This is a genomic window from Pseudomonas baetica (assembly GCF_002813455.1).
In the GTDB taxonomy this organism is placed as follows: Bacteria; Pseudomonadota; Gammaproteobacteria; order Pseudomonadales; family Pseudomonadaceae; genus Aquipseudomonas; species Aquipseudomonas baetica.
On sequence record NZ_PHHE01000001.1, the window covers coordinates 4987388 to 5010888 of the forward strand.

Annotated in this window: 27 protein-coding genes and 4 pseudogenes; 14 read left to right on the forward strand and 17 right to left on the reverse strand. The window is 58.9% G+C overall.

Annotated elements, in window-relative coordinates:
- Window positions 1–84 precede the first annotated feature (84 nt).
- Window positions 85–966, reverse strand: a complete 882-nt coding sequence (locus ATI02_RS23200; RefSeq protein ID WP_100847484.1) for a dihydrodipicolinate synthase family protein — start codon at window positions 964–966, stop codon at window positions 85–87.
- A 23-nt stretch (window positions 967–989) separates the two neighbouring features.
- Complete coding sequence (locus tag ATI02_RS23205; protein ID WP_095191571.1) at window positions 990–1772, reverse strand: aldolase; 783 nt, start codon at window positions 1770–1772, stop codon at window positions 990–992.
- A 106-nt stretch (window positions 1773–1878) separates the two neighbouring features.
- On the opposite strand from ATI02_RS23205, the gene ATI02_RS23210 reads away from it, so the two are divergent.
- The gene (locus tag ATI02_RS23210; RefSeq protein ID WP_095191570.1) at window positions 1879–2421 is read left to right on the forward strand and encodes a helix-turn-helix domain-containing protein; all 543 of its coding nucleotides are present in this window, start codon (window positions 1879–1881) and stop codon (window positions 2419–2421) included.
- Window positions 2422–2520: 99 nt separating this feature from the next.
- Here the strand turns inward: ATI02_RS23210 and ATI02_RS23215 are convergent, their stop codons facing one another.
- Window positions 2521–3540 carry a DUF4917 family protein gene (locus ATI02_RS23215; RefSeq protein ID WP_100847485.1) on the reverse strand — a complete coding sequence of 340 codons (1020 nt, stop codon included), beginning with the start codon at window positions 3538–3540 and terminating at the stop codon, window positions 2521–2523.
- 155 nt (window positions 3541–3695) lie between these two features.
- Between ATI02_RS23215 and yiaY the strand changes: the two genes are divergently transcribed.
- Entirely contained in the window at window positions 3696–4844 is a 1149-nt protein-coding gene (gene yiaY / locus ATI02_RS23220) for an L-threonine dehydrogenase (RefSeq protein ID WP_095191568.1), read from the forward strand.
- Window positions 4845–5148: 304 nt separating this feature from the next.
- On the opposite strand, the gene ATI02_RS23225 is transcribed toward yiaY, so the two are convergent.
- Both ATI02_RS23225 and relB read right to left on the reverse strand, forming a co-directional pair.
- Window positions 5149–5433 carry a type II toxin-antitoxin system RelE/ParE family toxin gene (locus ATI02_RS23225; RefSeq protein WP_095191567.1) on the reverse strand — a complete coding sequence of 95 codons (285 nt, stop codon included), beginning with the start codon at window positions 5431–5433 and terminating at the stop codon, window positions 5149–5151.
- On the reverse strand, window positions 5423–5662 hold the full coding sequence (gene relB, locus ATI02_RS23230) for a type II toxin-antitoxin system RelB family antitoxin (protein ID WP_095191584.1): 240 nt from the start codon (window positions 5660–5662) through the stop codon (window positions 5423–5425). The genes ATI02_RS23225 and relB overlap by 11 nt, the downstream gene beginning before the upstream one ends.
- Before the next feature lie 177 nt (window positions 5663–5839).
- Between relB and ATI02_RS23235 the strand changes: the two genes are divergently transcribed.
- The 6 genes from ATI02_RS23235 to ATI02_RS23260 all read left to right on the forward strand — a co-directional run bounded on the left by ATI02_RS23235 (window position 5840) and on the right by ATI02_RS23260 (window position 9299).
- Window positions 5840–6562, forward strand: coding sequence for a PA3715 family protein (locus tag ATI02_RS23235; protein ID WP_100847486.1), 723 nt, complete (start codon window positions 5840–5842; stop codon window positions 6560–6562).
- A 37-nt stretch (window positions 6563–6599) separates the two neighbouring features.
- Entirely contained in the window at window positions 6600–7316 is a 717-nt protein-coding gene (locus ATI02_RS23240; RefSeq protein WP_095191565.1) for a PA3715 family protein, read from the forward strand.
- Between the two features lie 4 nt (window positions 7317–7320).
- Entirely contained in the window at window positions 7321–7737 is a 417-nt protein-coding gene (gene fos, locus ATI02_RS23245) for a fosfomycin resistance glutathione transferase (RefSeq protein ID WP_100847487.1), read from the forward strand.
- A gap of 60 nt (window positions 7738–7797) precedes the next feature.
- A complete protein-coding gene (locus ATI02_RS23250; RefSeq protein WP_095191563.1) occupies window positions 7798–8436 on the forward strand; it encodes a LysE family translocator in 639 nt (212 codons plus the stop codon).
- Between the two features lie 125 nt (window positions 8437–8561).
- The gene (locus ATI02_RS23255) at window positions 8562–8720 is read left to right on the forward strand and encodes a KGG domain-containing protein (protein ID WP_080762009.1); all 159 of its coding nucleotides are present in this window, start codon (window positions 8562–8564) and stop codon (window positions 8718–8720) included.
- A gap of 75 nt (window positions 8721–8795) precedes the next feature.
- Window positions 8796–9299, forward strand: a complete 504-nt coding sequence (locus ATI02_RS23260) for a DUF4142 domain-containing protein (protein WP_100847488.1) — start codon at window positions 8796–8798, stop codon at window positions 9297–9299.
- Between the two features lie 305 nt (window positions 9300–9604).
- Here the strand turns inward: ATI02_RS23260 and ATI02_RS23265 are convergent, their stop codons facing one another.
- Window positions 9605–10645: an IS110 family RNA-guided transposase gene (locus ATI02_RS23265; protein WP_100848419.1), complete on the reverse strand. Its 1041-nt coding sequence runs from the start codon at window positions 10643–10645 to the stop codon at window positions 9605–9607.
- Window positions 10646–10821: 176 nt separating this feature from the next.
- Window positions 10822–11232 (reverse strand): low affinity iron permease family protein, encoded by a 411-nt coding sequence (locus tag ATI02_RS23270; protein WP_095191561.1) that lies wholly within the window; start codon window positions 11230–11232, stop codon window positions 10822–10824.
- Between the two features lie 219 nt (window positions 11233–11451).
- Between ATI02_RS23270 and ATI02_RS23275 the strand changes: the two genes are divergently transcribed.
- Both ATI02_RS23275 and tam read left to right on the forward strand, forming a co-directional pair.
- Window positions 11452–12537: a type I restriction endonuclease gene (locus ATI02_RS23275; RefSeq protein WP_100847489.1), complete on the forward strand. Its 1086-nt coding sequence runs from the start codon at window positions 11452–11454 to the stop codon at window positions 12535–12537.
- A 131-nt stretch (window positions 12538–12668) separates the two neighbouring features.
- On the forward strand, window positions 12669–13439 hold the full coding sequence (gene tam, locus ATI02_RS23280; protein WP_100847490.1) for a trans-aconitate 2-methyltransferase: 771 nt from the start codon (window positions 12669–12671) through the stop codon (window positions 13437–13439).
- A gap of 38 nt (window positions 13440–13477) precedes the next feature.
- Here tam and ATI02_RS23285 read toward each other — a convergent pair whose 3' ends face one another.
- The gene (locus tag ATI02_RS23285; protein ID WP_095191559.1) at window positions 13478–14206 is read right to left on the reverse strand and encodes a class I SAM-dependent methyltransferase; all 729 of its coding nucleotides are present in this window, start codon (window positions 14204–14206) and stop codon (window positions 13478–13480) included.
- A 570-nt stretch (window positions 14207–14776) separates the two neighbouring features.
- On the opposite strand from ATI02_RS23285, the gene ATI02_RS23290 reads away from it, so the two are divergent.
- Window positions 14777–15139 (forward strand): DUF6124 family protein, encoded by a 363-nt coding sequence (locus ATI02_RS23290; protein WP_095191558.1) that lies wholly within the window; start codon window positions 14777–14779, stop codon window positions 15137–15139.
- Between the two features lie 71 nt (window positions 15140–15210).
- Here ATI02_RS23290 and ATI02_RS23295 read toward each other — a convergent pair whose 3' ends face one another.
- From ATI02_RS23295 to ATI02_RS33355, 4 genes and pseudogenes are all read right to left on the reverse strand, one after another.
- Window positions 15211–16470 (reverse strand): type II toxin-antitoxin system HipA family toxin, encoded by a 1260-nt coding sequence (locus ATI02_RS23295; protein WP_095191557.1) that lies wholly within the window; start codon window positions 16468–16470, stop codon window positions 15211–15213.
- Window positions 16463–16780: a helix-turn-helix domain-containing protein gene (locus tag ATI02_RS23300; RefSeq protein ID WP_095191556.1), complete on the reverse strand. Its 318-nt coding sequence runs from the start codon at window positions 16778–16780 to the stop codon at window positions 16463–16465. Before ATI02_RS23300 ends, ATI02_RS23295 begins: the two co-directional genes overlap by 8 nt.
- 183 nt (window positions 16781–16963) lie before the next feature.
- Window positions 16964–17371, reverse strand: a complete 408-nt coding sequence (locus ATI02_RS23305) for a type II toxin-antitoxin system HicB family antitoxin (protein ID WP_100847491.1) — start codon at window positions 17369–17371, stop codon at window positions 16964–16966.
- A gap of 35 nt (window positions 17372–17406) precedes the next feature.
- A pseudogene (locus ATI02_RS33355) lies at window positions 17407–17484 on the reverse strand (type II toxin-antitoxin system HicA family toxin); the annotation flags it as partial.
- A gap of 69 nt (window positions 17485–17553) precedes the next feature.
- On the opposite strand from ATI02_RS33355, the gene ATI02_RS23315 reads away from it, so the two are divergent.
- A protein-coding gene (locus ATI02_RS23315; protein WP_425273623.1) for an IS3 family transposase occupies window positions 17554–18773 on the forward strand; the annotation gives its coding sequence in 2 pieces (ribosomal slippage) (window positions 17554–17899 and window positions 17899–18773; 1221 coding nt in all).
- Here ATI02_RS23315 and ATI02_RS23320 read toward each other — a convergent pair.
- Complete coding sequence (locus ATI02_RS23320; protein ID WP_100847493.1) at window positions 18745–19713, reverse strand: UvrD-helicase domain-containing protein; 969 nt, start codon at window positions 19711–19713, stop codon at window positions 18745–18747. The two genes, ATI02_RS23315 and ATI02_RS23320, sit on opposite strands and share 29 nt — an antisense overlap.
- An 11-nt stretch (window positions 19714–19724) precedes the next feature.
- Here ATI02_RS23320 and ATI02_RS23325 point away from each other — a divergent pair.
- A pseudogene (locus ATI02_RS23325) lies at window positions 19725–20229 on the forward strand (XdhC family protein); the annotation flags it as partial.
- Window positions 20230–20262: 33 nt separating this feature from the next.
- Here ATI02_RS23325 and ATI02_RS33150 read toward each other — a convergent pair.
- The 4 genes and pseudogenes from ATI02_RS33150 to ATI02_RS32785 all read right to left on the reverse strand — a co-directional run.
- A pseudogene (locus ATI02_RS33150) lies at window positions 20263–20916 on the reverse strand (SGNH/GDSL hydrolase family protein).
- 79 nt (window positions 20917–20995) lie between these two features.
- Window positions 20996–22012, reverse strand: coding sequence for a hypothetical protein (locus ATI02_RS23335; RefSeq protein WP_146166084.1), 1017 nt, complete (start codon window positions 22010–22012; stop codon window positions 20996–20998).
- A 146-nt stretch (window positions 22013–22158) separates the two neighbouring features.
- Window positions 22159–22566 (reverse strand): hypothetical protein, encoded by a 408-nt coding sequence (locus tag ATI02_RS32780; protein WP_238156215.1) that lies wholly within the window; start codon window positions 22564–22566, stop codon window positions 22159–22161.
- 223 nt (window positions 22567–22789) lie between these two features.
- Window positions 22790–23149, reverse strand: a pseudogene (locus ATI02_RS32785) (DegT/DnrJ/EryC1/StrS family aminotransferase); the annotation flags it as partial.
- Between ATI02_RS32785 and ATI02_RS32320 the strand changes: the two are divergent.
- Window positions 23107–23448, forward strand: a complete 342-nt coding sequence (locus tag ATI02_RS32320) for a hypothetical protein (protein ID WP_167394857.1) — start codon at window positions 23107–23109, stop codon at window positions 23446–23448. The pseudogene ATI02_RS32785 and the gene ATI02_RS32320 sit on opposite strands and share 43 nt — an antisense overlap.
- The last annotated feature ends 53 nt before the right edge of the window (window positions 23449–23501 follow it).

A 23501-nucleotide genomic window follows, 5' to 3' on the forward strand; every position in this document is an offset into this window, starting at 1 on the left:
TATCAGTCAACATCATCATCGACTGCTATACCGTCTTCGCGAGCAGGCTCGCTCCCACATTAAATTTGCTTTGTTTCAGTGTGATCAGCGCAGGGTCTTGAGGATTGTTTGCAGCTGGGTCTCGCCCGCTTCACTCAGCGGGAAGACCGGCAAGCGTGGATCGCCCACCTCCAGACCGGTCTGACGCAATCCGGCCTTGATCGTCGCCGGCAATCCACCCTTGAGAATGAAATCCAGCAACGGCAACTGGCGGTAGAACAGTTCGCGTGCCTTGCCCAGATCGCCCGCCAACGTCGCCTCGTAAAGATCCAGGTTCAATTGCGGGATCAAATTCGGCGCCGCCGTGCACCAGCCTTTCGCCCCGGCGGCAAAAGCTTCCAGCGCCAGCGGATTGCAGCCGTTGTAAAACGGCACCTGACCTTCGCCGAGCAATTGCAGCTTGTGCATGCGCTGGATGTCGCCGGTGCTCTCCTTGACCATGGTCACGTTTTCCACCGCGCCGACGATGCGCAGAATCAGCTCGACCGACATGTCGGTGCCGCTGGTGGCCGGGTTGTTGTAGAGCATGATCGGCACACCGATGCTGTCGCCGATGGCGCGGTAGTGGGCAAGGATTTCCGCTTCGCTGAGTTTCCAGTAAGACGCCGGCAGGACCATCACCACATCGGCGCCATGGGCCTCGGCAAAGCGTGCGCGTTGCACCGCTTTGGCGGTGGTCAGGTCGGACACGCTGACGATGGTCGGCACGCGTTTGGCCACGTGTTTGAGGCTGAACTCGGCGACTTGAGCCCATTCCGTCTCGGCCAGGTAAGCGCCTTCGCCGGTACTGCCCAGCGGCGCGATGGCGTGGACGCCCCTTTCAATCATCCGATCGATCGATTGGCCCAGCGCAGGCAGATCCAGCCCTTCGCCATTGGCGCTGAACGGGGTGATGGTGTAGCCGATGATGCCGTGAATGTTGGACATGGGAGCGTCTCCGTTAAAGGGTTTCAGTTCAGGCAATCGGCGTGTTGGCGCAAATTCTGTCGGGCGTAATAGTTGAAAGCGGCGGCGTGGCGTTTCGGTTTCGACACCCAGTCATGCGCCTCGCGACCCAGTTCAGGAATGATCGGCTTGATCGTGCCAGCCGCCATCGCCAACAGTTGCAGCCTGGCCGCACGTTCGATCAATTGGGCAATGACACACGCTTCCTCGATCGTGCTGCCGGTGGACAACTGACCGTGGTGCGAAAGCAGAATCGCGCGTTTGTCGCCCAGCGCGCCGGCAATCAGTTCGCCTTCTTCATTGCCCACCGGAACCCCCGGCCAGCCTTCGAGAAACGCGCAATCGTCGTACAGCGGGCACAGGTCCATGTGGGAAATCTCCAGCGGCACTTCCAGCATCGACAGCGCGGCAATGTGCGTCGGGTGGGTGTGAATGATGCAGTTCACATCCGGTCGGGCGCGGTACACCCAACTGTGGAAACGGTTGGCCGGGTTGGCCATGCCGTGACCTTCGAGCACTTCCAGGTCTTCGTTGACCAGCAGCAGATTGCTCGCGGTGATTTCATCGAAACCCAGGCCCAGTTGCTGAGTGTAATAGGTACCGGGTTGCGGGCCACGAGCGGTAATCTGCCCGGCCAGACCAGAGTCATGACCGCTTTCAAACAGGATCCGGCAGGTCAGGGCCAGCTTTTGCCGGTCTGTCCACGTATTATCCGCCAGGGTGTTTTGCATCTGAGTCAGCGCTTGCTTGACCAGTTGCTCTTTGGGTAGTGCTAATGTCTTGGCCATGTCTGTGTCCTTTGGGTGATTGCAAATGACACGAAAGAGCCTATATGACACAAAGTGTCATTAGCAAGCACAAATCGTCGCTTCCTCAATGGAACAATTGCTGCGCATGTCTATCCGTTTGAAATTATTGAGAAAAAAACTCGGCGTAACCCTTGAGGCACTGGCTGAAAAATCCGGCATGACCAAGAGTTATCTGTCGAAAGTCGAGCGCGGGCTCAACACTCCGTCGATTGCTGCCGCGTTGAAACTGGCCAAGGCGCTGAACGTGAAGGTCGAGGAATTGTTCTCCGAGGACAACGTCAGCCTCGACAGCTACAGCCTGGTGCGCAGCCATGAGCGCCAGTCGCTGGCGGCCAATGATCAGAGCCCGGGCTATGCGGTGCTGGCCCATCAGGTCAGCGAACGCAACCTGCTGCCCTTCATCATTTACCCGCCGCGCGAGTTCACCGACAAGACCTTCAAAGAGCATCTGGGCGAGGAATTTCTGTTCGTTCACGAAGGACAGGTGGAGGTGGATTTCATGAACGAAAAAGTGCTGCTGGAGCGCGGCGATGCGCTGCACTTCAATGCGCAGAAGCCGCACCGGATCCGGTCGGTGGGCGAGGTGCAGGCGCAGTTGCTGGTGGTGGTGCACAGCAGCGAAGAATGAGCTGCCCCCAAAAGCTTCGCGAGCAAGCCCGCTCCCACAGGTGAATGCATTCCAAATGTGGGAGCGGGCTTGCTCGCGAAGGCGTCAGACCGGTTTACATCAAACCTCGACCGGCACCGATAACTTCGGATTGCCCAGTGCATGGCTCTTCGAGTCAAAAAACCGCAACGCAACCCCGGTCCCTTCAAACACCTTCGCGTAATGCCGCTTCTGATGTTGAATGAACGCCGCACTGCGCGGGTAGATCGAGATCGCCACCACCTTCGGTTTTGCCAGACGCAGGGCCCGCACGATGTGGCTGTCCTGCTCGCCCAAGGCATGGCCGAAGATGCACAGGCTGTCGCCGTGGCCCAATAACTGCGCGTAACAGAACGACAGGTAATCGGAGCTGCGGATGGTCTTCAGTTTCTCCGCACTCGGCCCTTCGGTGACGAACAGCGGCACGTCATCCAGCGTCTTGAGCGTGTTGTTGATCGCAAAACTGCCGAGCAACGTGCCCTCGGTCGAGGTCAATTTACGCGCGGTACCGTCCTGATTACGCACCAGATGCAGGCCGCCGTGCAGGTACAGCAGACGTGGTTTGCCCGTGGCGGTTTCGCTCAAATCGAAACTAGCGTTGGGGCCATTGAACAGATCGTCGATGGCCTCGCTGCGGTGCTGGAGCGCCCAGTAGTTGAGCACGTCGTAATTGGTGGTGAATACCGTGCGATAGCGCGCCAGTTCTTCATTCAGTGTCGTCAGCGTCGATGGCTGCACCAGTCGCCACGGAATGTGCACGGCGTGCACGGTGTTGATCAGCGCTTCCTTGATCGCGTAGTAGCGATTGCGCGGTGCCGCCGAGCTGACCGCCAGCGCCTTGTTGACCCGACTGGTGGTTTTCAGCGCGCCGAGGACTTGCTCGAAGCTGCGCGTCTGCATCGCATCGAACACCGCCAGCTCAGACGCGCTCAGTGGTTTCTCTTCCACGGTACGGGCGTTTTCGAACAGCGAGTCATAACCGAAGTCGTCCCACACCGCACGGCTGGCGCCATTCCCCACCAGCAAACCTGTGAAGTCGATGGCGGCACGCAGGCTGCTCCAGTCTTCGAGGGTGGCGTCGACATCCAGAAAATCGCTCATTGCTTGGCACATCTCAAAACATAGGGGCTGATGGGCGGCGACTTTATCACGAGCGGGCATTGAGCCAGATCAACATCCATCCTGAGCGATCAGTCGATCCTGTGTGCATCCGTCGGATCGCAGCTGTCGATTCGGCCCCAGCCAGGAGATACACGATGAGCAGCACCTTCTTCATTCCGGCGGTCAACATCATGGGCAACGGCTGCCTCGACGAAGCCATGGTCGCGATCCGCAACTACGGGTTTCGCAAGGCGCTGATCGTCACCGACGCGGGGCTGGCCAAGGCAGGCGTGGCGAGCATGGTCGCGGAGAAACTGGCGATGCAGGACATCGACTCGGTGATCTTCGACGGTGCCAAACCGAACCCGAGCATCGCCAACGTCGAGTCCGGGCTGGGGCTGCTCAAGGAAAGTCGCTGTGATTTCGTGGTGTCGCTGGGCGGCGGTTCGCCCCACGACTGCGCCAAGGGCATTGCCCTGTGCGCGACCAACGGCGGGCAGATCCGCGATTACGAAGGCGTCGATCAATCGAGCAAGCCGCAGTTGCCGCTGATCGCTATCAACACCACCGCCGGCACCGCCAGCGAGATGACCCGTTTTTGCATAATCACCGACGAATCGCGCCACGTGAAAATGGCCATCGTCGACCGCAACGTCACGCCGCTGCTGTCGGTTAACGACCCGGCGCTGATGGTCGGCATGCCGAAAAGCCTGACCGCCGCCACCGGCATGGACGCGCTGACCCACGCCATCGAAGCTTACGTCTCGACCGCCGCCAACCCGATCACCGACGCCTGCGCGCTGAAGGCCATGACATTGATCAGCAACAACCTGCGCCTGGCCGTGCGCGACGGCAGCGACCTCGCCGCGCGGGAGAACATGGCTTACGCGCAGTTTCTCGCGGGCATGGCGTTCAACAACGCGTCGCTGGGTTATGTGCACGCGATGGCTCACCAGTTGGGCGGTTTCTACGACTTGCCTCACGGTGTGTGCAACGCCGTGCTGCTGCCACACGTGCAGACGTTCAATGCGTTGGTCTGTGCTGATCGCTTGACCGATGTTGCACACGCGATGGGTGCCGACATTCGTGGTTTCAGCGCGGAAGAGGGCGCACAAGCTGCCATTGCGGCAATTCGTTGCCTGGCCAGCGACGTCGAGATTCCCGGTGGGCTGCGTGACCTCGGGGCCAAATGCACCGACATTCCGGTGCTCGCCGCCAACGCCCTGAAAGATGCGTGCGGGTTGACCAATCCACGGGCGGCGGATCAACGCCAGATCGAGGAGATTTTCCGCAACGCGTTTTGAGAACAGCGTTTGCAGGAAAAATTTCGCTGACCGGGCCGACCCCTTCGCGGGCAAGCCCGCTCCCACAGTGTCCGCGGTGTCCAATGTTGTGTCCACTGCCAATCCCTGCGGGAGCGGGCTTGCCCGCGAAGACCGACTTCCAGACCCCGCAAATCCCTCGAATTCTCCCACCACCCGACAACCGCCACAGTCCTCCCATGTACCCCACTGAATCAACACCACCCTCACCAGCGGCACGGTCCTGATTCTGACGGTGTTGTCGGCAGGGCCTGCGGGACATTGATCAGCAGCGCATGAACACGTTCTACCACTTGCTGGGTGGGAGTCGACGGGTATGGAAGACACGCAAAACCTGTAAACGGCCCTGACGCACCCTGTACGGAATCAAGTAGGGACGATCAGGAAGAGGCCATTCTCGTGTTCCGGCTAAACGTCCCTCTCGTCCAGAGGCAGGAAACCGGGCGAGGTGATCAACGCTGGCAAGAATGGCCTGAACTAACTCTGAGGCAGCCTTCGGATTTTCAATCGCAATGCAGGAAGCTTCGTCATCGAGATTCTTTAATGCAGTTTTCAGCCACTCAACGCGCATTGGCATCCCATTTTTCGGCGATGGCCCTGACTTCATCAGCAGAAGCGAAATCACCGGCGTCGGCTTCCTTCAGCGCTTGTTGAATGTCTTCTATCTGCCAAGCTTCGCGCGCCAGGTATTCGCGCAATGCATCCACTGCCAGGTAAGACTTGCTACGGCCAGTGGCTTTGGCGAGGTTGGCGAGGGTGTCTGCAATTTCGTCGGGGATACGTAGAGACATGACGGACATGGCGAACTCGATGTAGTGGTTTGTATTACACAACACTACAGTGTCGTGCGTAGCAACGGCTAGCTCCATTTGTCTATCTGAACCGCTGAGAGTGATGGCCATTTAGCATTTGCTCGGTTGAAACAGTTTGTTGAGGAGGGGATAGTGCGCGGCTGAAAAGTCATCAAGGAGCAGGATGTGACAGTGAAGTCTGGATTGATCGGGTGTGTGGCGCTGTGCGGGTGGTTGATGGCCGGGCAGGTATTTGCCGAGTGCACGCCAGCGCCGGTTGCGGGGGAAGACGATGTGTCTGTCTGCAAGGACTGGCCGGCTTACCCGGGGCTGACCCTCAGCGCCAAGACGCGGTTTGTGCGTGGCACCGCTAATGCGCTCGGTGCTCATGATCTGGACTTGTCCGTTTTGCAGGATGGCCAAGCGAATTCGCTTGCCACATATCACCAGGCCGCTGCCTTCGTGTTGGATGGCGTCCACTTGCGAGAACTGGCGCTCGATACGGCGCGCTACAAACTCACCCCCGACCTTCGAGCCTTTGGTGTACGCGCACGGCTCACTAACGGTTCGCGCCTCAATCCCAGAGATGAAAGCCAACTGACGCTTTACGTGAGAGAGGGCACAAAATTACGCCCAGTCCTGCGTCAGCTGCTGGTTTATGAGTACGGCGGCGAGTGGGATGACAACTGCGCTGGCGAGCGTTTCGAGATTTCAAGAACCGTCGAAATTGCTAAAACCAGCTCCCACGGTTACGCCGACTTGATCGTCAAAACCCAGCAAACAGACACGACAAGTGTCGGTGATGAGAACGCTTGTGAGGATAAATCCAACGTTTACAAACCGGTTTTGACAACCTTGCACTACGACGGAAAAACTTACGTCCTGCCACCCGGCTTCAAAGGTCTCTGACTGATCTGCCAAACACCATTTTTATCAAGGAAGAACAATGTTCAGCCCAACCAGACTCCTTATCGCCCTCGGTTTTCTGGCCATCACCGCCCAAGCCCAGGCCGCCTGCACCACCAAGGCTTTCGACGGCCAATCACTGTCGCGCTGCATCGTCTGGCCAGCCTTCCCGTCGCAGGCGATTGCGGTCAAATCCACTTACCTGGCCGACCCCGGCGACGACGATGCCGGCGTGTTCGATCTGGATCTGGCGCTCGTCAATGCCAGCAACGCCAACCCCATCGCCACTTACCGTAAGCCTGGCGCCTACAACTCTGATGCCGTGCGCTTTGATGACCTTCGCGTCGACACCGGCCGCTACCGACTGGCGTCGGACGTGCGGGCTTTTGGCCTGCGTTCGAAGTTCACCCACAGTTCCCACGCCATTCCTTACGAGAAAACCGATCTGGCATTGTATGTGCGCGAAGGCGACAAGCTGCGCCCGGTGCTGGAAGGATTGGTGATCTACAAGAACAACGGTGAGTTCAGCAATGATTGCGAAGGCTACATGAAGAAAGTTCGCCGGACAGTCGATATCGGCGCCACGAGTCACAACGGTCTCGCTGATTTGATCATCACCACCAGCGGCACCAAGATGAAAAACACCCAGTCGGGAAACCAGTGCGTTTCGAAAGATACCGTGCTGAAAAAGACCCAAATCACCCTCACCTACGACGGCCAGCAATACATCGTCCCCGAAGACCTGCGAGGTTACTGATCCGATGCTCACCGGCCTCAACCACCTGACCCTTGCCGTCAGCGATCTCACCCGCAGCCTCGCGTTCTATCGCGATCTGTTGGGGCTGCGTATCGAAGCGACGTGGGATGCCGGTGCCTATCTGTCGCTGCCGGGGCTGTGGTTGTGTCTGTCGTTTGATTCGCAGCGCACGGCCGAGCCGTGCGCCGACTACACCCATTACGCCTTCAACCTTGGCGCGGCGGATTTTCCTTTGTTCGTTGAGCGGCTCAAAGCAGCAAACGTGCGGGAGTGGCGGGACAACCGCAGCGAAGGTGCGTCGTTCTACTTCCTTGACCCCGACGGCCACAAGCTCGAAGCCCACGTCGGCGATCTCGCCTCGCGGCTGGCGGCTTGTCGGCAAAAACCGTACGCCGGCATGCGTTTTTACGACGAGCCGTGAACGCCCACAATCGGCTGATATAGACTGGCCGCCACGTATTCTGGCGCTTGCAGGTTTCCCATGACTCCATCGTTGTTAATGGCCGTGCTGGCCTCGGGTTTCATTTACGGCATCACGCCGGGGCCGGGCGTGCTGGCGGTGTTCGGCATTGGCGCGGCGCACGGGCGACGAGCCGGGGCGGGATTTCTTTGCGGGCATCTGCTTGGCGATGTGGTCTGGTGCAGCACCGCGTTGATTGCGATTGTCGGGGCGCGGGAAATCGGCAACACCGCGTTCGATGTGCTCGGCGTGCTCAGCGGCTTGTACCTGTTCTGGCTTGGCTGGCGTGCAGTGCGTGCGCAACGCCGCAGTGACGATCAGCCCCAAGGCGCCGCACGCAACCCGTTCTGGCACGGCATTCTGTTCGGCCTGACCAACCCCAAGGCCTATCCGGTGGCGGTGGCGACGTTTACCGCGCTGCTGTCGAGCCGTGCCGAATTGCTCAACTGGTCGATGCTGCCAGCATTGATTGCCCTGAGTTTCCTCGGCGGATTGCTGGCTTACGCGATTCTCATCGGCGTGGTCGGCGCGCAACGGGTGCGCACGGTCTATCAACGGCACGAACTGCTGATCACCCGTTTGTGTGGCGTGATGTTCATCGGTTTCGCGATCAATGCGCTCATGCATGCGCTGCCGGGGTTGCTGCCGAACAAGGCTTGATGGCGTTGCGCGGGTTCCACCGTTCGTCGCGCGGGCGGCAATTTTTCTAAACCTTTGCCGGGCAGAAAATTCTCAATCCAGGCGGGCACCTGCTCGCCGCGATCAATACCAAGAGGTAGAGAATCATGCCTAATTCAAGAAACTCGAACTCGGGAAACTTCGCCAACGATCGAACGAAGGCGTCTGAAGCCGGTCGCAAGGGTGGGAAAACCACCACAACGACGGTCGATAAAGAGCCTGCGAAAACAGAAACGGGCCGCAAGCCTGCTCAGAAATCGAAGTAGTCGGTGAAGGTCGTTTTGATTGAGAGGCGGGGGCGCAAGCTCCCGCTTGAATTCAGTAAGAAGGAGGGCGCGACCATGAGCCGGATGGCCACCCAGGTACGTCGTTTAAGTTTTGTCACTGTTTTAGGGTTATTCGCCAGCAGTGCTTTTGCCCAGTCGCCTGCCGAATTCATCAACGATGCGTCCGCCAAAGGCATGGCCGACATCGAAGCCAGCCGTCTGGCGCACCAGAAGACCGAATCCAAAGAGGTCAAGGACTACACCATCGTCGTCATCAACGACCGCACCACGGCCAATCAGCACCTGGCGAAAATCGCCAAGAAGCTCGACCTGCCCGTCGCCCCGCGTGATGAAATGGCCGACAAGGCCAAGGAAATGATTCCTGAAGTGAAGGATGGTGCGACGTTTGATCAGGCCTACGCGGCCAGTCAGGTGAAAGCCACGGAAGAAGCCATCGCGCAGATCCAGCAAGAGGCGCAGACTACCGACGTGCCTGAGATCAAGGCGTTTGCCGATGAGACGCTGCCTAAATTGCAGAATCATCTGCAGATGGCTCGATCGCTGCAAGCCAGCCGTTAAGCAGATCAAAAGACCGCAGCCTGCGGCAGCTCCTATGTATGGACTCGCCCCCACTGTCTACCCGTTTTTTGAAAACTGTCGCCCCGTTGCATCTATGTATTAGGCCTATTCGTGGAAGCCGTCTTCGGCCTCTGGCCAAAATTGGAAGAGCTCGTGGCATGCCGATTACAGTCAGGCCTCGAAGGCCAGTAGGAGCTTAGGCATCAATCCACGCCGGTCTTACCTGGGGTCAATTTTTTTCAGCAAAGGGTCGGACAGTCAGTACCTCGGTGGCAGAACTCGGTCGCTCAGTGGCTTATCGTCGCTTACTGACCATTACCAGCATGACGACGATAAGACTGGTCATTCTGTAGAAGCACCCAGACGATTCGTAGGTTGCGGTTGGCTAACCTGATCGCAGCCTCCTTACGGCCCAGTCGGCTCATCCACCGCAACAAGCGGCGGTCATCGGGTTGCAGGGAATCAGGTCGCAGTTGTTGCAGGACCGAATGGGCTCCCTGGATCATCAAGCTGCGTAAATAAACATCACCTCGCTTGGTCATGTCGCCCAGCCGGACCGTCTGCCCGCTGCTGTGCTGGTCAGGCACCATGCCAAAGTACGCGGCAAACTTGCGGGCATTGGGAAACCGCTCAGGGTTGGTTTCCTTGGCCACCAGTGCCGTGGCAATGACTGGGCCAATGCCGCGCACGGTCATCAGTCGCCTCGCTGTCATGTCGGCGTTAGCGGCCACTTCCAGGCGGCCCGTCAACACGCCGATGCGCTCGCCCAAATGGCGCCACTCAGCCAACAGTTCGTCGATCAATTCACGCAGCAGGCCAGGCAGTGGCTGGGTCGCATCTTCCAGTACCCGCGGAATCTTCTGACTGATCGCAACATCGCCCTGCGCCAAGGCCACGCCGTGCTCGAGCAGCAGGCCGCGCATCTGATTGCTGACCGCCGTGCGTCGACGCACATAGCCCTGACGGGCGCGATGCAGCGCTTGCATTGCCAGCGCAGCAACGCTTTTGACCGGTACCGCGCAGATTTTTTCATCGCGACCAGCGCGCAGAATCGCCAGCGCATCGTTGCGATCATTTTTAGGCCCACTGCGGTGTGTGGTCACCAAACCGGCTGGAAGAATCCGCGCCAGATTACCTTTGTCTTGCAACTGCCGGGCCCAGGCTTGAGCTCCCGGACCGGTCTCCATCAAAACCACGACATGAGGCGGCAGCTGTTGGAGAAACTCATAAAACGCCTCACGCGACTTGATCCGCTGTTCATAGCGCACCTGGCCGAGGACATCTTCACCAGCGACCTGAAAGACCTGTTTGGCCAGATCTACCGCCAAAGTTGTGCAGGCCGACAAATCGGAAGAAGACAGGGATTGATCATTCGAACTATGATTTTTCATGGACTCGCCCTCGCTGTCGATGGCTGTTTAGACTGCCACCGTGGCGCATTGACGCCTCGGCTTGGGCGAGTCCATCCAATTACAGTGGTTTGTGTAGGCGCTGCCGAAGGCTGCGATCTTTTGCTTTTAAATCAGCATTCGTTCAAATCCTGCTTCGGCTTGCTCTTCTCGCCCAACCCCTCAAGATTGAAAACCTCACCTTCGCCCAACGTCCGGTAGTGCCTGCGCAAGGCTTCCAGCTGCTTCAGATCCAGCGCCTCCAGCCCTAACATCGCGTTCTGCGCCTCTTTGGTCACCCGCAGCAATTCATCAATCTTCAAATGCAGGATGTCGGTGTCACGGTTCTGCGTGTTCTGGATCAGAAACACCATCAGGAACGTGATGATCGTCGTCGACGTGTTAATGATCAGTTGCCAGGTGTCGTTGTAGCTGAAAATCGGCCCGCTCATCCCCCACAGACCGATCAGGATCAACGCCCCCATGAAGGTCTTGGGGCTACCGGCCCACAGGGCGAGCTTCTGCGAGATCTTGGCGAATTTCATGGCTGAATTCCTTATTGGGGAGTGCGTGAAATTCAGACACTGATGGTGTTGGGAAAATTCTATTGCCTACCTCCTCATCGATGAAAGCCGGTGGCTTCGATCACATTGATGTCATTTGCTCGGGCGAAACTTTCATTGCGCTAGTTTGTGGCTAGTATCAAGAGGCGATCAAATTGCCAGTAGTTCTTACACGGAAAGAAATCACGCAAGAGGCCACTCATGGAATTCTTCGAAAAGTTAGCCAGCCTAGCCGCTAAAGTCCGGTTGCAGAGCGCCGCAATCCAGACAGAAGAAGCAACGAAAAATGCATTCGTCATGCCCTTCATCAGCACGGTATTAGGGTACGACGTCTTCGATCCGACTGAAGTGACGCCTGAGTTTGTCTGTGACATTGGCACGAAGAAGGGCGAGAAAATCGACTACGCCATCATGAAAGACGGTGAGGTGCAGATTCTAATCGAGTGTAAGAAAGTCGGTGAGTCACTGCACATCAATCACGCCTCTCAGCTATTTCGCTATTTTCACGTTACCAGCGCTCGTATCTCCATCCTTACCAATGGTCAGGTCTACAAGTTTTTTACGGATCTGGATGCGCCGAACAAAATGGATGAAAAGCCGTTCCTGGAACTGGACCTCTTGGATATTGATGAATACTCGGTTCCCGAGTTGGTGAAGCTCACGAAGTCGGCTTTTGACGTTGACTCGATTATCAGCGCGGCTGGCGAACTGAAGTATGTCAGTCAAATAAAGAAGGTTATCGCCGCGCAGGTCAGCAAGCCGGACGATGATTTCGTCAAGGTTTTCGCCTCCCGTGTTTACGACGGAGTGATCACGCAAAAAGTACGCGAGCAGTTTCATGAACTGACACGAAAAGCCGTTGTGCAGTTTTTAAATGATCAGATCAATGACCGACTCAAGTCCGCTATGAGTGGGACAATTCAATCTCAATTGGCATCTTTGCCTTCACCGTCTGCCGGGACTGATCCTGTAGATCCGCGCGACGAGTCAGATGATAAGGTTTTGACCACCCTTGAAGAACTGGAGGGGTATCACATCGTTCGTGCTCTGGTTCGATCGGTTGTTGATGCCAAGCGAATTGTTCAGCGAGATACGCAGAGCTATTTCGGCATATTGCTGGATGACAACAACCGTAAGCCGATTTGTCGATTGCATTTCAATCGTTCTCAAAAGTACATCGGTATTTTTGATGAAGAAAAGAACGAAACACGTCATCCAATCAGCACTGTCGATGACATCTATGAGTATTCGGATCATTTGAAAAAAACAGTTGGATTCTACGAGTGATGAAAACCGGCCTTTGAGGCCGGTTTTTTTGTGATTTGGCTCGTTACTGTTTGCAATGTGTCGGGCTGGAAATGCTCGCTGCGCTGCCTGTATCGTAAGGATTGATGGAATGTCCCCGACAGGAGAACGCAATGAGTTGGTCCGCCAAACAATACGTCGCTTTCGAAGATGAACGCACCCGCCCGGCCCGCGATCTGCTCGCGGCGATTCCCACGGCAGAGGCCCGAACAGTGGTGGATATCGGTTGTGGGCCCGGTAACTCGACGGAGTTGCTGGTGCAGCGTTTTCCCGGGGCAAAGGTCAGTGGTCTGGATAGCTCGCCGGATATGATCGACGCCGCGCGCAAACGCCTGCCGCAGTTGCAGTTTGATGTCGCCGAGATTGATCAATGGGCTGATGCTGGCCCGTTCGATGTGATCTTTGCCAATGCTGTTTTGCAGTGGGTGCCGGATCACGCTTCGCTACTGCCAGCGCTGGCGGGCAAGTTGTCGGCGGGGGGCAGTCTGGCGATCCAGATGCCGGATAACCTCAACGAGCCGTCCCATCGGCTGATGCGCGAAGTCGCCGCGAATGGCCCTTGGGCCAGCAAACTCGCCGGTGCTGCCGGTCAGCGCACCGATATGGCGAGTGCCAGCGAATACTTCTCGATGCTGCGACCGCACTGTGCGCGGGTCGATGTGTGGCGCACCACGTATCACCATCAGTTGCCCGGTGGTGCGGCGGGGGTGGTGGAGTGGTTCAAGGGCAGTGGGTTGATTCCGTTTCTGAGTCCGCTGACTGAAAGCGAGCGGGCGCTGTATCTGGAGCAGTATTTGGCTGAGGTTGAAAAGGCTTATCCGGCGTTGGCCGATGGTTCGGTGCTGTTGCCGTTTCCGCGCTTGTTTATTGTGGCGACGCGCTGAAATCAAAAAGGGCCGATGTGATCGGCCCTTTTTGCGATTTATCTTTGCACCGCCACCAACATCATCATCGGCCGCTCACGCTCTTCAGCCAGCGCCGGTTGCGCTGCCACTTCCGCATCGCTTGGCCCCCATTCGTTGACATGGCGAATGGTGAAGCCAGCGCCAATCAGTGAATTGAGCAAAGTACCGAGAGTACGGTGCTGCTTGATCACACCCTCTGCCAGCCAATGGGTCACCCGCTCGCCCTCCCTCTGATAACTGTCCAGCGGCCAGCGCTTGCGACCGTCGCTGTCGATCAACCAGCCGGGATTGCTCGGCGCCATGAAGATCGGGTGTTCGATGGAAAACACAAAGTGCGAACCCGGTTTCAGCGCTGCGTAGAGGTGAGCAAACAACCCCGACAGATCCTTGATGTAGTGCAGCGCCAGCGAGCTGTAGGCCAGGTCGAAACTGCAGGCGGGCAAGTCGAGGTGTTCAAGATCGGCGCGTTCATAGCGGATGTTCGCCGCCGAGGTGGTTTCGCGTGCCCGTTCCAGCATCTTCTCTGAAACGTCCAGGGCCAGGACGCTCGCGGCGCCGTGTTCACTGGCCCAGCGGCTGAACCAGCCGTAACCGCAACCCAGATCCACCACGTGCAAGCCGTGCATGGAGGGCAGCAACGCCTTGAGCGCCGGCCATTCCGGCGCGGCATCGAGGCTGCCGATGGAGCGGTTCATCTGGCTGTAGCCCTGGAAGAATTCGGGATCGTCGTAGATGTTTTGAGTCATGGGCGAGTGCTCTTTTGAGTTCGGTCGTCAGCGGCAAAGTGGCCGCGATGGGGTTCCCTCGAAAGTGATGACGCGTATTCGTCGATGGCCGCGCAGGGGGAGGGTGGTGGTCGATGGGGAAATGCTAGCGGGTCGGGTGGAAAGTGAGAACCGGGGGAGTGTTGTGGATCTGTAATGTCGGACGATTCGCCAGTTTTTCTGGATATGTAAACGCCTTCTGCTGGACGTGTTTAAAGGCGTTCGATGTTACGTCCTGAAGCCTACAAATCCTTGCGTCGTTGCCTACCGCTACGCCAGAATCCGCCGGCTTGTGCGCTATGGGGGCGGTCGGTAACTTGGTTCGCGTCACTGATTTCCAGTGAACGGGTTTAGCAGCCCGCTTAGGTTTGACCAACGGTTGCACTAGCATCTTCCAGTCGGGTATTTACCTGCGCTTGATGGTGGCTGTATGCATGGCATCTTCGGGTGCGCCGGGTTTTTGGTCTTCCTACCGGTCTGCTAACTTGCATACAGCTGCCACCCTTTCGTATAGCAGCGGGATGGTGGCGGTTACCGATAGAGGAAGATTCCATGTTCAAAGTTACGCCCAACCCGCCAGACACCGATCCGGCATCCCCCTACGAATCGCCCGGTTCGAAGAAGTTCCACGAAGCCGCTGAACGCGCCCTCGACCACTACCTCAGCCCCGCCGCCCAAATAATGGGCTCGACTAACGAACCCGAACCGATGTTCCTCGCCAACCCGAAATACGACACCGAGTCCCTGCTGGCCAACGCCAGCGAAACCCTCGGCTCCGCCACCACCATGCTCAACAACTTCGCCGCGCTGCTCGACACCTCGCACCGCAAGACCGCACTCGGCATTGCGCAGATTGTGATGTTGAGTGAGTTGGCGGTGAATAAGGCGCTGGATAACGTGGTGCCGGCGGCTTAACCACAACGTTGAAAGCCAAAGAAACCGGCCAATTAGAGCCGGTTTCTCGAAGCTGCTGACTGGCTGCAACTTCAAACAAGTAGCGCGATGTTTTGGTCGATTCGATGTTGAATGGTGCTTAGGGTTTCTCGGGTGATCACCCCCGGATACGAGCTTTCGGCGATGGCTGAAAATCGGCTTGCCACCTCGCAGAATCGGTCAATGATGTCTGCGGCATTTGCCGCTGCCACCTCAGCTTCCACTGCAAGGTTGAGCAGGTTTTCTCGTCCAATTTCCAATGCTTCGCCCATCACGTCCATCTGATGATAACCACCGGGCCCCTCGCAGAAGGTCACGTCGTAGGCGGGCGCTAATTTCCAATCTCCGCCAGGCGACATGATGTACGCAAAGTTCTTCGGATGGTCGTCTCGGTTGTTGAACGCGACATTGAAGACGATTCGCTCAAACGCGCTCGCTTTCTCTCGGACGTCGTTGGTGCACTTTTGAGTCGCCCGCAAGAAGTTGACGTAATCCAAAGAGCCTGGGGATCTGAAATCTGCACCGGTAAAGGCTGCGAGACTTTGCATTGGCACCCGCAGATTGTTTTGTCGATCAAAGCGTTTAGTGGCGAAAGCGGCCATTCCCTCGGACAGGCTGAAATAACGAGTGTCGGGCGTCTGGATACCGCACAAGCGTAGGCACGCGGCATAAACCATTTCGATGGCACACACCTCGGGATGTTCTTGCTGAGCAGGAAACTTCACCAGCCAGGCTTCGAAACCAGGCGTGGCTGCCGTGGTAAAGGTATCGTTTTCTGGATCGCGATAGACCAGCGCTTTTGGCCGGGCCCCCTGGGGAGAGCCTCCCACCAGTAGCAGCTTCTGAAGAAGCTCTCCACCTTCACCTTTGAGCACTTCCTGTACTTCGGCCGCGAGCAGTTCGATGGGAACATGCATTTGCGGTTCCAGTGCCTCGTGTGCAACAGGTTCGAACGACATGGCGCCCATGGCATTGTTGCCAATGTAGGCCAGACGCTCCAAAGGACCAACGCGTGCGGGGTTAATGCCGCGCCGTTTGAACAATCGGTCCATCAGCAACAGGCCCCAGCCGTCGGGCAGGGAGTCATAAACCGGTCCGGGCAGTCCCATCTGATGTGACGGGAAATCCCTGCTCAATTTGGCCCCCTGTAAAGGAAGCCTCAAAGAGGAGAGTTCCAGCCCTCTTTTTTTCGCCTCGTTGCTGAACTCAAACACAATCAGCGGGCGACCGGTCAGGGCTTTCGTGGAAGCAAGCGTGCCCCACCGCCAACGTTCACCCCAGCCCTCGTAGTAGACGTCAACTTGCTCAAGCATTGTCGGCTTTCCTTTTGATGCGATGACGCTTGGCAGTGTTTTCGTAGCGAATGAGGTCGTCCAGGGTTTCAAGTTTAGGCAAAAACAAATCTTCGAGTTCCTTGCCGCGTCCAAGAACCATGGCGACTCGCACCAGATTGTCGAAACCCACATTACGCCCGGCTTCAAGGTTTGACACCGTGTTCGTCCCGATACCGGCTCGTGCCGCTACGTCCGCCTGTGTCATCTCCAGAGCCAATCGTTCTGTGCGCAAGCGTTGGCAAATCCGTTTGACGATCTCGCTTGCGGTGCTGAGGTTTAAATCCAACATGTCGTATGTACCGTAGGCGTAAGTGCTATGACACTCGGAATTCTGAGTTTACTGAAATTCAGGCTTGGTTGTCACTACACAATATACTGTGGGTTAAGCACTAAAATCCTATTTAAATCACATAAAAATGGAGTTAGTCCTGCTTGGGTAGGGTTAGGTCAGCGCATATTGAAGCGACAAAATTCAACCCTGCTGTAAAACTTTCAAAGCCGCGGAAGCCAGAAACCCCGAACGACTTTTCTCTTCCGGGTGATGCAACACGTATTCATCAATGCGATTAATCAAATGCCCCGGCAGGGTGATGTTGAGTTTCTGGGCTTTGCCCAAATACTTCACGACATCAATATCCACCACTGCCCACGCGCATCCCGCGTACTTTGGATTGGCCACGTTCACGCCAAGTTTGCTGGCAGCCGGGATCGGCGCACCGTCCTCAGCCAAAATCTCGAAATGCCCCTCAATGGCTTCACGAGCCATGGCGACGGCATCATCCAGATCCTCGCCTGCCGAAAAACAGCCGGGAATGTCCGGCACTTCCACGCCCCAGGCCTGTTCCTCATCACCTATTGAAATCGCAATCGGGTAGAGCATGTTCGTTTCCTCTATGGCGCCGCTGACTGAGCAAGTCAAAGCAGCGCCTGTTGCAAAATACTGATGGCCGTTTTCTTCAGCAGATCTTTCTTCGGATGCGGCACCGTGACCATGAACGAGCCCCATGAAAGACAGGACACCGTTTCCCCCTTACGATAAGGGATAGGCAAACGGTTATGTTTATGACTAACAGCAACGATAAGAGTGGGGAGCTTTTGGGCCAGGAGCGGCGGCGCCGCTGGAGCCCAGAGCAAAAGCTGGCCATGGTTCGAGAGAGCCTTGAGCCTGGGCAAAGCGTTTCGGTGGTCGCTCGGCGCAACGGCATCAATGCCAACCAGTTATTCCTGTGGCGCAAGCTGTATCAAGACGGCAGCCTGTCGGCGGTCAGTGCTGGCGAAGCCGTGGTACCGGCCTCAGAGCTGAGCGATGCGCTCAAGCAGATCCGTGAACTGCAACGGATGCTGGGCAAGAAAACGATGGAAGCGGAAATCCTAAAAGAAGCCGTGGAGATCGCCCGGTCGCGAAAATGGATTGCGCACTCACCCTTGTTGCCGGGGGACGACCAGTGAAACTGGTCAGCGAATGTCTCGGTGTGGCGCGCTCGCAATTAACGGTTCGAATCAAGCAATCGGTATCGCCCAAGACACGGCGAAGCAGGCCTGTGAACGACGCTGAGTTGGTGGCCGAAATCCAGCAACAGGTCAGCGAGCTGCCCAGCTATGGCTACCATCGAGTCTGGGGATTGCTGCGTCGCGCCCGTGAAACCCAGCTGCTACCTGCGATCAACGTGAAGCGAGTTTACCGGGTGATGCGTGATCACAACCTGCTGCTTGAGCGCCGGATCAAACAACCCGGCGTGCCGCGTCGGCACGAAAGCCGTATTGCGGTGCAAACCAGCGATACGCGTTGGTGCTCGGACGGCTTTGAGTTCCGTTGTGAGGACGGCGCTAAACTGAGCGTGACCTTCGCCCTGGACTGCTGTGATCGCGAAGCCATCGGCTGGGTCGCGAGCCCGACCGGGTACAGCGGCGATGATATCCGCGACTTGATGCTGGAAAGTGTGGAGAAGCGCTTCGGTGATCAACTGCCTGCAACACCGGTGCAGTGGCTCAGCGATAACGGTTCGGCCTACACCGCCGAACAGACGCGCCTGTTTGCTCGGCAGATCGGCTTGCAGCCGGTGACCACACCAGTGCGTAGCCCGCAGAGTAATGGCATGGCCGAGAGCTTCGTGAAGACGATCAAGCGTGACTACGTGGCGCACATGCCCAAACCGGATCGAGAAACGGCGTTGCGTAACCTGGCAATTGCCTTCGAACACTACAACGAGCAGCATCCGCACAGCGCCTTGAACTATCGCTCACCGAGGGAGTTCAGGCGCTTGGCAGTGGCATCAATTTAACGGGGAGTTGGTGTCCGGTTTTGTAGGGGCAAGTCCAGGTTGTTCCCTTGGAGGCCATACCTTTCAGTACTAAGCCAGGTTTAGCCTTCTTCTTTTGAAGCAACTTATTCGCGAGAATAGCTACCTCAGGGCCAAATCGGAAACTTTGCGATAGCGAGCACCGCCTCCCATCCATGTTTCTCAAAGCGTCGACAGCCCCCCTGAATGCGTAGATCTGTTGTGCAGAATCTCCGACAGCGATCAGATTATTTGCATGCTCCAAGCACCCCAGCATGACCGCCGAGCTGTCTTGAGCCTCGTCGACAAGGACCGAGTCATATTCGTTCATACCTGGAGCACCCAAGAGGTGCCATGTTTTAAGATAAGCATCATGGCTGACCGGGATGCTGCCTTTGCTAAGAGGGGAGACCAGCTGGAACAACTGCTGAGTATCCTCTATGGCCTGCTCCACGCTAATGGCATCGTGCAGCAGCCACTGGGCTATGTGATCGAGGCATATGTTGTTGTCAGCTGATGCGCAGAAACGCTCCATTGATGTGAGCAGCGCTCTGGCATATGCAAACTTATCAGGAACTCCTGCACGACCATCTAGAGCAAGTGCATCGATGATGTGCTTGCTGTAAACGGATCCCGTTTTTCGATGTGCCAAGGCTTTAGAAAGTGCGCGATAGGCAGCACTATGAACGGTTCGAACCTCTACGCCGCTAGAGAATGCTTCTCTTCCTGCGACAGCCAAAGCGGAGTTGTACGCGAGGTACAATTGTTTAGCGTGCCCTGTTTCGAACAGCGCGGATGAGATTGACTGCAGAGTAGTGGTCTTTCCGCATCCTGCACCAGCCTCGATGACCAATGGCTTAGAGGAGTTCGCCGCTTCCAGAGCAGAATTCACACAGTGGATGGGGTTTGGGGAGCAATGGAACCAAAAACCAACGTAAGCCATTTCTGGTTCGTGAACGGCAGCCGCTGGTGCGCATGGCCAGCTGCTGGGCTGGCATGTGACGGTCATCGATGGGCGCTCGCACTTCGCCCGTCCGGAACGCTTTCCCGAGGCGGATGCGGTGCTGGTCGGCGATATTGGCCAGCCCTGATCGAGCAGGCCGCCGTGGCGGTGATGACCCACAGCCTGAGCCAGGACGGCCACTGGCTCCAGGGCGTGCTGCAAGGCAACCCGGGTTATGTCGGCCAGTTGGGCCCGCGCGATCGCACCGAGCGCCTGCTGGCGGCGATCCATCAACAGGCCGGGGCATTGCCCGGGCTGGACCGGCTGCATTACCCCATGGGCCTGGACCTGGGCGGCGACACGCCCCACAGCGTGGCGATGTCGGTCTTGGCGGAAATCAGCGCGTTCGTCAACGGCCGGGCCGGGGGTAGCCTGCGGCTGAGGACCTCGGGGATTCACCAGGCCCTCGAAGCAATCATGGACGACTCGCCGGCAGTCGTTGCCGGACATAGGTGACGATTGTTCCGGGCAGGACTGATGGCCCGGCGCCTACAGCTGGCGAATGACCCGGGCGACGTCGTCGGCAAGGATCCGGTAGAGCGCCGGGGAGGGGTGGAAGCCATCCCCTGCCATCAGCCCGGGGCGGCCAGCAGGCGGTTGAAGCGCCGCGCCCTGAGGCCCAGGTACCAGCGCAGCGGCTGCGGCAACGCGGGAAACAGCTGCATGGGCGGAACGGGCAGGAAGAGTATATGCCGGGCCTCGAACTTGCCCTGCAACAGCTCGACCAAGCGCGAGATTCGCGCCTGCCATCCGCCCGCGGCGACAGTGCCCGTGACATCGTTGACGCCAATGGACACCAGCGCCACATCGAAGCGTTCCACCGGGCCGCCCTCGAGCAACCGGGACAGCTGTTGCGCATCCAGCCCGGATTGGGCCCAGAGCCGCCAGGAAAGCTGAAAGTCGCCCATCAGCTCGCTGACCAGCCGGCCCGCGATGGCCTCGTTGGGTGGGCGCGCCGACCCCGGCCGCCGCAGAGTCGCCGAGGATCAACAGGCGCAGGGTCGGCGCGCTGGCGTCAGCGTGCCCGTGCTGGCCCTGGCGGGGCCCCTCGGCCTCCGGCAACCGGGGGGTGACCCAGCGAGTATAGAGCCCCTGGACGAGCAACAGCGGGCCGAGGGCGAGGGTGGCGAACATTTCAGTCATGGGCGGCAACACTCGCGATTCAGGTGGAACCACAGGATCTTGCCAACCGGTGAATTCGGCAACCGATATCGGTTGGCGGCTAACCGTGCCCGGCACTCCGGGCGTGCCCGCTCAAGGGGCGGCGCAACGGCCGGCAGGCTTTTTCCAGGGTGGCACGCAAGGCCTGGCACAGGCGATCCGGTTCGGTGCCCTGGCGAAAGCCGCCGACCCGCCGTTCGAGTTCGGCGAAACAGCGCCCCTCGGCGGTCCTTGCCAGGCTCAGGTCGGGGTCGGGCTGCACGTAGCGCGGATCGCCTGGCGCCAGGTAGAGGCCGTTGAGGTTCTGGTAGTCGGCGTCGATCCAGGCGTACAGGTGATGGTCGAAACGCTCGGCAAAGCGATAACGGCCGAAGTCCATGACCTTCAGGCGCAGCGGCGCGACGCTGGTGGCCCCGGCCAATTGCACATTGACCCCGTCGATCAGTAGCGGCGCGCCCTGGTGGTCCGCCAGCAGGCGCTCTAACATCCGTGCGACTTCCTGGCTGACCGCCAGCGCTTCGCCGTCGCGCCGCACCTGCAACGCTCCGGCCTCGCGGCTGACCTGGAAACGCACTGCGCCACAACTGCTGGCCGTCAGGCCATAACGCCGCAGCAACAGCTCGGCCTGCAGCAGGGCATCGAAGCCGAGGTCGATCAAGGCATAGGCCGGCAGCGGCGTGATCGCGCCGCCGGCGTGGGCCATGGCGGCGAATACCAGATGCTCCATCAGCACTTCATGCACCGCTTCGGCCAGGGTCAGCAAACCGTTGGAGTAGGGCAGCACCGGGGCTTCGTCCGGCGGCACGCCGATGCCCTTGATGTCGAACAGCACCTGTTCGCTTTCCAGCGCGCACAGCACCGCGGCGCGGCCATAGCGCGGCGGGCGCCAGGCTGCTACCCGGCGGCCGTCGAGGACGATCGGGGTGTTGATGCCTTGTGCCGCCGCCTGGCTGGTGGAGATAAAGGCGGCGTTGCGCAGCAGCCAGCGGTCGATCGCGGCCTGCTCGTCGGTGCCGTGTGGCGTCCCCCAGAGGGCGCGGAAGTCGGCGCGGATCGCCCTATAGTTGGCGAACAGCACCCGGGCGCCGGCCACCCCCAGCAGCTGTTCTTCGGCCAGGATCTGGCCGCAGCCGGCGTAGTCCGCCAGTTACCTTACCCGCGGGCCGGCCGCGAAGGGCAGGTCCAGGTCATGGTTCGGTTCATCCAGCGGGTCGAGACGTTTCATCAGTGGCCTCCGGCCCAGGCGGCGAGGCGCCGTGGGTGGTCGAGAGCGGCGAGCGGGTCCAGCAGAATCCAGCTGTGGTGCAGGTCCTGGGGCGGTTCCGGCCCCTGGGCCACCTCGCCACGGCGCCCGAGCATGGGCAACTCCCGCAGCGCGTCGCGGGCCGGGGCACAGATCCCCAGGGCCTCGGCATGGGGGCTGCAGCGCAGCCGTTCGAACAGCGACCGCTCGCGGGTGCGGACCGGCACGAATTGCCAGATCGGCGCCAATGCGCCTTCGACGGCCCAGGGTTCCAGGCCGTAATCGCGCAACCGCGCCAGCAGCTCCGGCACCTGTTGCCTGAGCCTGTGGGTACGCGCCTGGGCCGCGGCGACGGCGGTTATCAGCGCCGGCAGGGCATGGATCGACAAGGGCGGGCTCGACGCCGGCCGTGGCCGCGAACGCTGGCCCGGCGACCAGACATCGATCTCCATCCACCGGGCTATCGCCGAACAGCGCGCCACCGCCGATATCCAGGGGGTTGCCCTGGCCCATGGACGTGACCACCAGCGAAGCTCCGGAGCGGACCAGATCCCAGGCGCCGGCACTGTCTTCGATGATCGGCAGGCGCTCGCCCACTAGATGGCGCAAGGCCTGGATATCGCAGGGCAGGCCGTACTGATGGACCCCGATCACCGCGTCCAGGCCATTGATATGGGGCGCCAGGGCGGCAGGGCTGAGCAGCAGCGAGGCGGCGTTTTCGATAATCACCGGCACCGCGTCGGCATTGAGCACGGCCGCCACCACTTGATGGCAGGTGGCGGCCGGAACCGCGACCCGCCAACCCGCGGCGACGCCCGATTGACGCAGCGCCAGTTCCAGCGCCGCCGTGCCGGAGCCCAGCAGGGCGCCGTGGCGACGCCCATAGAACTGCGCGAGCCAGGAGGAGCACGGCAGCCGGTCGTTTTCCCGTGCCCGCCACTGGCCATCGGCGGGAAGCGCGACTACTTGCACTTGTCCATGGCACAGGCAGTCAAGGCTTCGACCTTACACTTGTCCATGGCGCAGGCGGTCAGGGCCTCGACCTTGCATTTGTCCATGGCGCAAGCGGTCAGGGCCTGGGCGCGCGGGCCGCCAATGCGCCAACTGGTGAATTTGCTTTCCGGCAGGGCATCACGCTTGACCACATCCAGATGCAGGGTGCGGGCCTCAAAGTCGTTGCATTCGAGGAGAATCTCGTCCTCGTCGACCGCGAAATGGTCATGCAGCAGGCAGAGTCCGAAGCGATCCAGGTTGCCGTGGCGTTCCAGTAGCTCGTGCAGGTCATTGATGAATTACGCATCAGACGCCCCCAGTGGCATGGCTT